10 protein-coding genes and 1 pseudogene are annotated in these 12,179 nt (G+C 33.5%); 6 read left to right on the top strand and 5 right to left on the bottom strand.

Annotated elements, in window-relative coordinates; all coding sequences use genetic code 11:
- The first annotated feature begins 69 nt into the window (after positions 1 to 69).
- Positions 70 to 1,212: an acyltransferase family protein gene (locus P5P87_RS06510; protein ID WP_278021994.1), complete on the top strand. Its 1,143-nt coding sequence runs from the start codon at positions 70 to 72 to the stop codon at positions 1,210 to 1,212.
- Between the two features lie 222 nt (positions 1,213 to 1,434).
- Here P5P87_RS06510 and P5P87_RS06505 read toward each other — a convergent pair whose 3' ends face one another.
- The 4 genes from P5P87_RS06505 to P5P87_RS06490 form a co-directional block, all read right to left on the bottom strand.
- A complete protein-coding gene (locus P5P87_RS06505; protein WP_278021993.1) occupies positions 1,435 to 1,620 on the bottom strand; it encodes a hypothetical protein in 186 nt (61 codons plus the stop codon).
- 1 nt (position 1,621) lies between these two features.
- The gene (gene tyrS, locus P5P87_RS06500) at positions 1,622 to 2,611 is read right to left on the bottom strand and encodes a tyrosine--tRNA ligase (protein ID WP_278021992.1); all 990 of its coding nucleotides are present in this window, start codon (positions 2,609 to 2,611) and stop codon (positions 1,622 to 1,624) included.
- A gap of 302 nt (positions 2,612 to 2,913) precedes the next feature.
- Positions 2,914 to 4,020: an NADH:flavin oxidoreductase gene (locus tag P5P87_RS06495; protein ID WP_278021991.1), complete on the bottom strand. Its 1,107-nt coding sequence runs from the start codon at positions 4,018 to 4,020 to the stop codon at positions 2,914 to 2,916.
- A gap of 7 nt (positions 4,021 to 4,027) precedes the next feature.
- Positions 4,028 to 4,330, bottom strand: a complete 303-nt coding sequence (locus tag P5P87_RS06490) for an ArsR/SmtB family transcription factor (protein ID WP_091496855.1) — start codon at positions 4,328 to 4,330, stop codon at positions 4,028 to 4,030.
- Positions 4,331 to 4,661: 331 nt separating this feature from the next.
- Between P5P87_RS06490 and P5P87_RS06485 the strand changes: the two genes are divergently transcribed.
- Positions 4,662 to 5,156 carry a TlpA family protein disulfide reductase gene (locus P5P87_RS06485; RefSeq protein ID WP_198856029.1) on the top strand — a complete coding sequence of 165 codons (495 nt, stop codon included), beginning with the start codon at positions 4,662 to 4,664 and terminating at the stop codon, positions 5,154 to 5,156.
- Between the two features lie 203 nt (positions 5,157 to 5,359).
- Here P5P87_RS06485 and P5P87_RS06480 read toward each other — a convergent pair whose 3' ends face one another.
- Positions 5,360 to 5,740, bottom strand: coding sequence for a hypothetical protein (locus tag P5P87_RS06480; RefSeq protein ID WP_198856028.1), 381 nt, complete (start codon positions 5,738 to 5,740; stop codon positions 5,360 to 5,362).
- Between the two features lie 211 nt (positions 5,741 to 5,951).
- Here P5P87_RS06480 and galA point away from each other — a divergent pair, with 211 nt between their 5' ends.
- From galA to P5P87_RS06460, 4 genes and pseudogenes are all read left to right on the top strand, one after another.
- Positions 5,952 to 8,771: a beta-galactosidase GalA gene (gene galA, locus P5P87_RS06475; RefSeq protein ID WP_278021990.1), complete on the top strand. Its 2,820-nt coding sequence runs from the start codon at positions 5,952 to 5,954 to the stop codon at positions 8,769 to 8,771.
- Between the two features lie 429 nt (positions 8,772 to 9,200).
- Positions 9,201 to 10,072: pseudogene (locus P5P87_RS06470) on the top strand (helix-turn-helix domain-containing protein).
- Between the two features lie 307 nt (positions 10,073 to 10,379).
- Positions 10,380 to 10,787 carry a cupin domain-containing protein gene (locus P5P87_RS06465; RefSeq protein ID WP_278021989.1) on the top strand — a complete coding sequence of 136 codons (408 nt, stop codon included), beginning with the start codon at positions 10,380 to 10,382 and terminating at the stop codon, positions 10,785 to 10,787.
- Positions 10,788 to 11,007: 220 nt separating this feature from the next.
- Positions 11,008 to 12,060, top strand: a complete 1,053-nt coding sequence (locus P5P87_RS06460; protein WP_198856024.1) for an NAD(P)-dependent alcohol dehydrogenase — start codon at positions 11,008 to 11,010, stop codon at positions 12,058 to 12,060.
- The last annotated feature ends 119 nt before the right edge of the window (positions 12,061 to 12,179 follow it).

Raw genomic sequence — 12,179 nt, 5'->3', positions numbered from 1 at the left:
TCAAAATAATTTTAGATCACAATCAATCTAAAATTTTATCAATCTAACTTAACCTTAAACCAAAAACAAATGAGTTCAATTTCATCTGATATTAAACCAAAAAAACATTACGAAATTCTAGACGGACTGCGTGGAGTTGCGACTATTTTAGTTGTTGCTTTCCATATTTTTGAAGCCTTTGCAGGCGGAAACCGTTTTAAACAAATTATAAATCACGGATATCTTGCGGTAGATTTCTTTTTCCTTTTATCAGGATTTGTTGTCGCTTATGCATATGACGATCGTTGGGGTAAAATGGGACAATGGGAATTTTACAAACGCCGTTTAATTCGTTTACAGCCAATGGTAATTCTAGGAATGATCATTGGGGCTATATTTTACTATTTTCAAGCTTCAGACGCATTATTTCCAATGATTGCGGGAATGGAAGTCTGGAAAGTTATTTTAACTATGGTAATAGGTTTTACACTTTTACCAATTCCACCTTCATTAGAAATTAGAGGTTGGGGAGAAATGCATCCTTTAAATGGGCCGGCATGGTCGCTTTTTTTCGAATATATTGCAAACATCTTGTACGCCTTAATCTTTCGTAAATTTTCGAATAAAGTAATGTCGGTCTTTGTATTAATATTTGCCGGATTGCTAATTAATTATACAGTTTTCGGATCAAAAGGAGACGTAATTGGCGGTTGGTCATTGAATTTGGAGCAAATGAATGTCGGTTTTACCCGTTTATTATATCCGTTTTTTGCTGGAGTATTACTTTGCCGTCTAGGAAAACTTATTCATGTAAAAAACGCCTTTTGGATTTGCAGTATTTTAATCACGATTGTTTTGGCACTGCCAAGATTTGGAGACGAAAATAGTCTTTGGATAAATGGTTTATACGAATCAATCTGTATTATTTTAATTTTTCCGCTTATTGTCGCAATTGGAGCAGGAGGAGAGATTAAAAATGAATTTTCATTAAAAATCTGTAAGCTTCTAGGAGACATTTCGTATCCAATTTACATTACACATTATCCACTAATTTATTGGTTTACAGCTTGGGTTGTAGATAATAAAGTTAGTATGGAAAATGGATATTTAGAAGGAATTGGAGTTTTAATTGTGACCATAATATTAGCTTTCGTATGCTTAAAATTATACGATGAACCAGTTAGAAAATGGCTTGTAAATAAATTTCAAAAAAGAAAAGTTTCTTTACAGTAAAAGAGGCAAAGGTTTAAAGAAATAAGGTACAGAGCTGAAAAACTTTGTCCCTTTACAACTCTGAACTTAAAAATAATGAATTTCTAAATTTTGTTAGTTATAGATATTCAAAAAGGGATAAACTTAATTGTTTATCCCTTTCTTATTTATTTTTGAAACCCGAATATAGAAATGTAAAATTAAATTGCAGAGGTTCGCTCTTTACAAACAATAATGATTCAATTATTGCAATTCATAAAAATTTCTCTTTCCAATTTTGATTTTTGTTTCTTTTTCTAATAAAATCAATTCGTTTGGATTTATAATTTTCTCATTATTGATTTGAACTGCACCACTTTCAATTAATCTTCTATTAGCTGATTTTGTTATATCATTTTTAATGATTGCACAAAGATCAATCAAAGTCATTTTATTGGTTTGATTTTCTAAAGAAGAAATCGAAACAGGAATAAATGATTTTGATGCTCGCATTTTTACTTTGAAATTGATTAATGAAAAATTGTTCTGCTTGTTCTGCTTCATTTTGATTATGGTATTGGCTGATAATATTTTTAGCAATTAGTTTTTTAATATCCATCGGATTTTCTTTCTCTAATCTTTTCTTGATTTCTTCTTTTTCTTCGAATGAAAAATTGGTTGTCAATTCTAAAAATTCTAAAATAAGAGCGTCAGGAATTGACATCGTTTTACCAAACATTTCATTTGGTTCATCAATTAAACCAATTGTATTATGAAGCGATTTGCTCATCTTTTCCTTTCCATCCAATCCCTTAAGTAAAGGCATACACATCACAATTTGTCCCGAAAGTTTAAAACTTTCCTGTAACTGTCTTCCCATGGTGCAGTTAAATAATTGGTCTGTTCCGCCCATTTCGATATCAGCATTAATTTTAACCGAATCAAAACCTTGCAAAATTGGGTAAACCAATTCATGCATTGCAATTGGCGTATTCTCGCTAAAACGCTTATTAAAGTCATTCCGATGCATCAATTGTGCAACCGTCACATTCGACATAATCTGAATCACTTCAGAAAAAGGAAGTTCGTCAAGCCATTCTGAGTTGAAAACAATTTTGGCCTTTTCAACATCAATAATTTTAGACAATTGCGAAATGTAGGTTTCTGCGTTGTGCTGTACTTCTTCAATACTTAAAGGTTTTCGGCTTTTGTTTTTTCCAGTCGGATCACCGATTCTTGCCGTAAAACTTCCAACAACAATTACAATTTGATGTCCTAAATCTTGAAATTGTTTCAGTTTTTTAAGCACAACAGCATGCCCCAAATGCAAATCTGGAGCAGTTGGATCAAAACCCAGTTTAATAATTAATTTTCTGTTTTCTTTTTTAGCTAGGTTTAATTTTTCTTCTAAGCCATTTTCGGGAAGAAAGATGGCAAGCATTTTCTTTTAATTTTTGAATTGTTTCCATTTTTTTGAAAATAAAAAAGCCCGGACGAAATGCCCGGGCTTTAAGGTTTATATAATTTATCTATTTAATTTACAGTCGTGAATACGTTGAATTATATGCATAGCCTATCCGAGCAGATATTATTGCATAATAATAAGTGCTGAAAAAAGGAAGACGTAATATGCTGTTCAAGAATTTCATATCGAATGCAAAGATAAATTTTTTAATTACGGTATTCAAAAAAAACTTAGTGCCTAAGAATCTTAGTAGCTTAGTACTTAGTACCTCAAAAAAATTATTCTATAACTAATTGACCTAGAGCTTCTTTAGTAAAACCTTTTAATTCGTCAGTTTTTCCAGCTTTGATTTTTGCCACCCAATTCGGATCAGATAAAAGAGGTCTTCCCACGGCAACCAAATCAAAATCGCCCCTGTCAAAACGTCTGTTTAATTCGTCTAAAGAAGTTGGTTGTGAACTTTCTCCAGCAAATGCTCCAAAGAAATCGCCAGAAAGTCCCACAGAACCAACTGTTATAGTTGGCGCTCCTGTTACTTTTTTAGCCCATCCTGCAAAATTCAAATCAGAATCTTCAAATTCTGGTTCCCAGAAACGACGTTGTGAAGCATGAATAATATCAACTCCAGCATCAACAAGAGGAGTAAGCCAAGCTTCTAATTCTTGCGGATTTTTAGCCAATTTATAGTTGTAATCAGAAGGTTTGAATTGAGAAAAACGCATAATTACAGCAAAGTCATTTCCAACTTGCTTTCTCACTTCTTTTATCACTTCAATAGCAAAACGATTACGTTCAGGAAGTGTTTTTCCTCCATAGATATCTTCACGTAAATTTGTTTCAGCTCTAAAGAATTGGTCAATTAAATAACCATGTGCACCGTGAATTTCAACAGTGTCAAAACCTAATCTTTTAGCATCAGCAGCTGCTTTACCAAAAGCAAGAATAGTTTCTTCAATATCTTTTTCAGACATGGCAACACCATTTCTAAAATCAGGACGGTTTAATCCAGACGGACCTTCAAAAGGAACCGGCGGAACCCATCCCGAGTGGTGATTGTCCATAATTCCCATATGCCAGATCTGCGGTCCCATTTTTCCGCCCGCAGCATGAACTTCATCAATAACTTTTTTCCATCCGTTTAAAGCCAAATCGCCATAAAAGTGAGGAACATTAGCATCATTAGAAGAAGATTTTCTGTCAATAACAGTTCCTTCAGATAAAATTAAACCAACTTCACCTTCAGCTCTTTTTTGGTAATAAGTCGCGACTTCATCAGTTGGAACTCCGTTAGGAGAAAAAGAGCGCGTCATTGGCGCCATTACGATTCGGTTTTTCAGATTTAACGTCTTTAAGTTAAACTCAGAAAAGAGGTTGTTTGTACTCATAGTAATTTTACAAATTAGATTGAATTAATTTACTAAGTGCTTCAAAGGCACCTTCGTTACGTTTATAATAAGTCCATTGACCAACACGCTTGGCTTCAATAAAACCAGCACGCTGCAAAATAGACAGGTATTCGGATACTGTGGATTGTGTCAAACCAGCTTTGGCTTGAATCTGCCCAACGCAGACACCATGCTCAAATCCGGCATGTTCTAGCTGTCCCGGAAAGTTAATTTCGGGCTCTTTTAGCCATTCCAGCATTTGTAATCTGGACTTGTTGGATAATGCTTTAAATATTTCTATCGTTTCCATGATGCAAATATATCGACTTTTCCCGATATATGGATTTAAAGAAAAGTATTTAGGATAATTTTATGATTAGGGAGGAAGAAACTTTTTGTTACGCAAAGAGATTTTATTAAAGAAAAATTATATTTGTTTTAGTTTTAATCAAAGAAAAACGCAGAGTTTTATTCTCATTTTATGTCATTTCGACGAAGGAGAAATCTCCACGAGAAGCTCGACAAAAATTAGACATTCGTTGCGGAGTTACTTGCGAAGATTTCTCCTTCGTCGAAATGACAAACTATTGTGTTGATTATGAGATTAAAATAATCCTCAAACAAACAAAACTTAATCTATTATGAAAAAAACTGTACTTATTTTAGCATTCTTATGCTGTGTAATCACCAATTCTAAAGCTCAAGTTGTAGGCGTAGATGTTGGAAATATTGCACCAGAAATTGATCTTCCGGACACAAAAGGAGAAAAAATTGCACTTTCTTCTTTAAGAGGAACTTTAGTTTTAATTGACTTTTGGGCTTCTTGGTGTGGGCCTTGCATTAAAGAACAGCCATTATTAATAAAATTGAATAATGCTTATCCAGATAAATTATCGATTTACGGAGTTTCGATGGATACGAAAAAGCCATTATGGACTGGAGCAATTGCAAAAGGGAAGTTGCCTTGGACAAATGTTAGTGATTTAAAATACTGGCAATCTCCAGTTGTTAGCGATTATATGTTGCAATCTGTTCCATTAAACTTTTTAATTGATAAGAACGGAATTATTTTAGCAAAAAACATTCACGGACAGGCGTTAGAAGCTAAAATTAAAGAGCTTTTAGAGGTGCAATAGATTTTCCTTAACCTCAAAGTGTTTCATCTAAAAGATTTTCTCTCGCAGATTTGGCAGATTGAGCAGATTTAAATTTTTATAAATAGAAGAAAAAATCTCCATAATCTGCCAAATCTGCGAGAGAAATAAAATTTTGCAATTGCAGTTAAAAACATAAAAGCCCAATATAGATTGGGCTTTTAATTCTAAATTTTTAATTTTCTCTAAGACTCTTTAATTACTTTCTTTACACCTCCAAAACTAGTTTTCAGCATTTCTCTAATCTGAAACTGCGTTTTGTTTCCCGATGCGCTTTTCCAATCTTTGAGATCAAAAATATGAATTTGATCTGCGTAAGGATTTGTTAAAAATGAAATTCGTGAAATCGTATATTTATAGTATTTCAGTTCGTGCGAAACATGTCGATTTGGAACAACGATTAGAATGTTTTCCCAATTCAAAAAGTCTTTCGGAACGTCTTTTCTTTCTAACAATCCTAAAGATTCAAAAAAAGCGGTAATCTTCTGATCATTAAGTTTGTTAATCTTATGATCAAGGCTTTTAAAAGTACTTTGTAGTCTATTTTCGTTGATAATAGTACTCATCGTATAATTGCTTTTTATGATTTTAATATAAAATTACATCAAAAGAAAATCATTTTTGAATCTGAAGCCATTAGATTCATTCTAAATTTTAGAAACCGCTTTATAAGTATTTGTTATGAATGAGTTATCATGTTTTGATAAAATACTATTAATCTTTCTTTGTTAAAAGCTTTATTTTTATCGCTATTTGATTTTACTAACAACCAAACCTATGAAAACCAATTTTTTCTTGAGAACTATTCTTTGTTTCTTAATTCTATTTTCAATTCCTGTTTTTGCACAGCGCAAATCGGACAGAGATCTTATTCTGATTGATAAAGATTGGCGTTTTTCACTCGGTCATTTATATGACACAAAAAAAGATTTTGGTCACGCAGAAGGTTATTTTTCGTATTTGACCAAAACTGGATTTGCCGACGGACCTGCCGCAAAAGATTTTGATGATAGAGCTTGGAGAAAACTGGATTTGCCACACGATTGGGCAGTTGAACAGCCTTTTAACGAAAGCGCAAGTTTTAGTCACGGATTTAAAGCGACAGGAAAAAACTATCCTGAAAAGAGCATTGGTTGGTATAGAAAGAAAATAACCATTTCGAATGAAGATTTGGGGAAAATTATTTCTCTAAAATTTGATGGCGTTTTTAGAAATTCAAAAGTATTTTTTAACGGATTTTATTTAGGAACCGAAGAAAGCGGTTATAATGGTTTTGAATATGATGTAACGGCTTACATTAATTATGGCGGAGAAAATACAGTTGTTGTTCGAGTTGATGCTTCGATGGAAGAGGGCTGGTTTTATGAAGGAGCAGGGATTTACAGGCATGTTTATTTGCAAAAAACAAATCCGCTTCACGTGGCACAAAATGGAACCTATGTAACTTCAGAAATTTCAAATGATAATGCTTTAGTTAATGCAGAAGTTAAATTGGAAAATAAAGGCCATTATAAAGGAAATGTAGAAATAAGTCAAACTATTTTAAATGCTTCAGGAAAGCAAGTAGCAACGAATTCTGAAAATGTTTCGGCTCCAGAATTTTATAAATCAGAAACATATTCATCAAAATTGAATGTCAAAAATCCGCTTTTATGGGATATTGATTCACCTAATTTATATCAGTTAATTACAGAAATAAAAAGCGAAGGAAAAGCAATTGATGAATATAGAACTTCATTTGGAATCAGAACCATAAAATTCGATCCAGAAAATGGTTTTTTTCTTAACGGAAGATATGTAAAACTGAAAGGGACTAATAATCATCAGGATCACGCAGGAATTGGAACAGCACTTCCTGATGAAATTCAGTATTATCGAATCGCAAAACTGAAAGCAATGGGCTCGAATGCCTATCGTTGTTCACATCATCCGCCAACGCCAGAATTATTAGATGCTTGCGATAAACTTGGAATGCTAGTTATTGATGAAACCCGTTTAATGGGAATAAACGATTATCATTTAAATGATTTGCAACGAATGATGGAACGAGATCGCAATCATCCAAGTATTTTTTGCTGGTCGGTTGGAAATGAAGAATGGCAGATCGAGGGAGGAATTACTGGTGAAAGAATTACCAATATCATGCAGGATTTCAGCAAAAGCATTGATCCGACAAGGCCTGTCACAGTTGGAATCAGCAGCGGATTTAAAAGCGGAATTTCTTCTGTGGTTGAAATTATGGGGTATAATTATTTAGGAAACGGAGATATTGATGCACACAGAAGTCAGTTTAAGCAACAGCCAGGAATGGGAACCGAAGAAGGTTCGACTTTTGCAACACGAGGAATTTACTTTACAGATGATGCCAAACATTATCAAAGTGCTTATGATAAAAAACCAAGACCAACTTTTTACAGTATAGAAGAAGGTTGGAAATTCTATGCAGAAAGACCTTATTTGGCAGGAATGTTTATTTGGACAGGTTTTGATTATCGCGGAGAACCAACGCCTTATGGTTGGCCATCTGTAACTTCTTATTTTGGGATGATGGATGTTTGCGGTTTCCCGAAAGACAATGTTTTTTACTTAAAATCGTGGTGGGGAAAAGAACCAGTTCTGCACTTGCTTCCGCATTGGAATTGGAGCGGAATGGAAGGCAAAGAAATCGATGTTTGGGCGTATTCGAATTGCGATGAAGTAGAGCTTTTTCTAAACAAAAAGAGTTTAGGAAAAAAGAAAATGGAACAAAATAGCCATTTAGAATGGAAAGTAAATTATACTCCCGGAACTTTGGAAGCTGTTGGATATAAAGACGGTAAAAAAGTACTTTCTGAAGTTCAAAAAACAACGGGAAAAGCAGAAAACATCAAATTGTCATTAGATAAAGAAAATGTTTTAAAAGGAAATGTTTCTGTTGTAACGGTTGAAACGACTGATAAAAATGGTTTGCATGTTCCAACTGCAAATGACGAAATCACATTTTCGATAAAAGGCGGAAAAATTTTAGGAGTTGGAAATGGCGATCCAACTTCATTAGAAAGCGATCAGTTTATTGATGACATTAGTTTGGTTGCTATAAATAATTTTAAGGAAAGAGAAGAAGCAAATGCAACTTTGCCACAGCAATTGCCAAGTTATTTAGAGAAAGAATGGACAGAAGCTTTTAAAGATCGAGATTATAAAAAACAAGCACCATCCTATATTTATAAAGGAGAATTTGATTTGAAAAATAATTCAGTTTCAAATGTGGTATGTTTCTTTTATAAAAAAATAGGAGTAGAAACGGTAGTTTTTGTAAATGGAAATAAAGTAGAATCAAACAAAGAAGATTTGCAAAAATATATTCTAAATGCATCTATTTTAAAAGAAGGCAAAAACACGATTCACATTGCAGCGACACCATTACAGAAAGTAAAAGACTGGGATGTTATGAATACCGATCCAGGAATTATTCAAGTAATAACACCAGCGGAATCTTGGAAAAGAAAGCTTTTTAATGGTTATGCTCAAATCATAATTCAGAAAGATGAAAATGTGAAGGAAGTTGTTTTATCTGCTTCTGGAAAAGGATTGCGATCAGCGAGTTTAAATAATTAGTTTTTTTAACCGCAAGGTACGCTAAGATTTGCGCAAAGGACGCTAAAAAATAAAATTTAGCAAAGTTGCTAAGACGCAAAGGCTCTTTTTAAAATAGTTATAAATGAATTGCATCCAGCTTTAGCTGGATGTGAAATGATTGTAATGTTATCAGGGCTTTAGCCAAACAGTTCTCGGTTTGGCTAAAGCCTTTTCTATGCTTGTCTCTTTTAAACCTCCAGCTAAAGCTGGAGGCAATTCAAAAAGAATTTTGCGTCTTAGCGACTTTGCGAGCTATTTCTTTCTCAAAACTAAAAACTTAGCTCCCGATAGCTATCGGGATTGCGTAATTCTTCGCGCTCTTTGCGGTTAAACCCGAAAACCTAAAACTTTAAACCTGAAACAAAAAATTAACAAAAGAATAATGTTTGATTTTCATAACTTTGCAAAATGAATAATCAGACAGAAACTCAGAATTGCGATTTTACTTCAGATTTAAAAATGAAGGGATTTAAAGTGTATCCTATAAATGGAGATTTCAGTAAAGTTCCCGTTTATAGCCGAAGAGACTTTTATAAAATCTGTATCAACACTAGTAAAAGCATTATACAGTATGCTGACCGCGGAATAGAAACAGACGGGACGATTCTGTTTTTCGGCAATCCGATTATTCCATATTCTTGGGAAACGGTTTCTGAGAAATTTGAAGGTTATGCCTGCGTTTTTACTGAGGAATTTTTTAAAACAAAAGACCGTTCAGAAACTCTTCAAGAATCGCCTCTATTTAAAATAGGAGGAACACCGATCTTTACTTTAACTCCTGAACAAAAAGTGTTTATCGATTCGTTATTTCAAAAAATGATCGAAGAATACGAAACCGATTATGCTTTCAAAGACGATTTAATGCGCAGTTATGTCAATTTGATTATTCATGAATCAATGAAAATGCAGCCTTCAGAGAGTTTTTTCAAACATAAAAACGCCTCTTCAAGAATTACTTCTTTATTTTTAGAATTGCTGGAAAGACAGTTTCCAATTGAGACTAAAAACCAGCCTTTAGCTTTAAAAACGCCTCAAGATTATGCACAAAGCCTTTCTGTGCATGTAAATCATTTAAATCGTTCTGTAAAAGAAATTACAGGAAAACCGACTACAGCTCATATTACCGAAAGAGTTATCAATGAAGCAAAAGCTTTGTCTGCAAGCACACAGACTGGAGTATTTCGGATATTGGGTATTCGCTTGGATTTGAGTATCCGAGTTATTTCAATAATTATTTTAAAAGACTTACAGGAACGGTTCCGAAATCGCTTCGAATGTAAATTGTTTCAATTTCTTAATTTTTTGTTTGAATATTGTTATTTCAGCATTGTAGTATTGTTCTACATTTGCCCTGAAATAAACAACGAATCTTTGTATCAGTTTTTTTAATGACTAAATAACACTTCACAAAAGCATGCTCCGCTTTGCATTTAGTTTTAAATTTTGATAATAGAAAAATATAAATTTTTTAAAGTATTAATTAAAATTAAAATCTCTTTCTGAAAAGAGATTCGATGTACTGATTATTTCATTCAAATAAGCTTATAAGAATTTAAAATTAATTATTAACCTAAAAACAACGAAATTATGTCGACACATTTCACTGCTGTAATCGAAGAAGGTAAAATTCCAAATACTTATATGACAGGCGAAGTGTCATATAAAAAGCAGACAAGCGAAATTCATCCTGAAAATACTGTAATTAAAGATATTTCTTTTGAACCCGGAGCAAGAAGTAATTGGCACAGTAATGCAAGTCTGCAATTAATCATTGTAACCGATGGAATGGGATATTACCAAGAACGTGGCGGACAAATTAATCTTATCGAAAAAGGAAAAGTAATCACAGTTTTACCTGGAGTAGAACACTGGTACGGAGCAACTCCAAAAACAAAGTATTCCCATATTACCATTGTTACAGAGGTAGACAAAGGTTCTGGAACATGGCTGGACAGTGTTACTGATGAGGAATATTATTCTTTTGAAAGATGCTAAGACACTAAGATTCTAAGCTTCTGAGATTTTAAAATTTTAAGAACTTTTAGTTTTACGCAGATTTTACTGATTTATAACAGATTTTATTTTTTGATTAGGTTAAAATAATCGAAATTTATATAACTATTTGTAAATCAATATAAATCAGCCAGATTTCTATTGCGATTTCTCAACAGTTTTAGACCTAAAACAAAAAACAATAACAACAAATAAAAAAATTATGGAAACAAAAAGCATTAAAGCGTTTGGTACAGAAGCTGCCGAAGCACCATTAAAAACCTTAGATATTAAAAGAAGAGCTGTACAGGCGCATGACGTAGAAATCGAAATTTTGTATTGTGGAATCTGTCATTCTGATTTGCATTCGGCTAGAAATGAATGGCATGGCACTATTTATCCGATTGTTCCGGGACATGAGATTGTAGGCCGTGTTACTAAAGTTGGAGAACATGTAAAAGGTTTCAAAGTTGGTCAATTAGCAGGAGTAGGCTGTATGGTAGATTCTTGTAGAGAATGTGAGCAATGTAAAGAAGGTTTAGAGCAATATTGTGATCCAGGAAGCATCTTAACATTCAATTCTCCCGACGAACATTTAGGCGGACAAACTTTTGGAGGTTATTCTCAAAGTATTGTTGTTGATGAAAACTTCGTATTGCATATTTCAGATAAATTAGAACTGTCGGCTGTTGCGCCACTATTATGTGCAGGAATTACAACCTATTCTCCGTTAAAACACTGGAAAGTTGGTCCTGGACAGAAAGTTGGAATCGTAGGAATTGGTGGTTTAGGACATATGGGAATCAAATTGGCTAAAGCTATGGGAGCTCATGTAGTAGTTTTAACCACTTCAATGTCTAAATTCGAAGATGCGAAACGCCTTGGTGCAGATGAAGTTATCTTGTCTACAGATCCAGAGCAAATGGCAAAACATGCAAAAAGTATGAACTTTATTTTAGACTGTGTTTCTGCAGAGCATAATATTGATTCGTATTTAAATTTACTGAAAGTAGACGGAACATTGACACTTGTTGGAGCACCAATGGATCCTCTTCCTGTAACTTCTTTCAGTCTGATTTTAGGAAGAAGAAGTTTTGCAGGTTCAGCAATTGGCGGAATTGCAGAAACTCAAGAAATGCTTGACTTCTGTGCAGAACATAACATTACGGCAGACGTAGAAGTAATTGGCGTAAATGATGTAAATGACGCTTACGAAAGATTATTAAAAGGAGATATCAAATATCGTTTTGTTATTGATATGGCGTCTCTTAAATAAGATGCTAAGTTGCTAAGATTCAGAGATGCTAAGTTTTTCTTTTGTGTCTATAATTTTGGCTATTTTAGAAATTAATAATCCAAGACGCTGGGATTCAGCTCAAAGTAAAAAAACTTAGA

The sequence above is a fragment of the Flavobacterium ginsengisoli genome (assembly GCF_029625315.1).
GTDB lineage: Bacteria > Bacteroidota > Bacteroidia > Flavobacteriales > Flavobacteriaceae > Flavobacterium > Flavobacterium ginsengisoli.
Note: the sequence above shows the minus strand (reverse complement) of the source record. Positions and strands in the feature narration are given on the sequence as shown.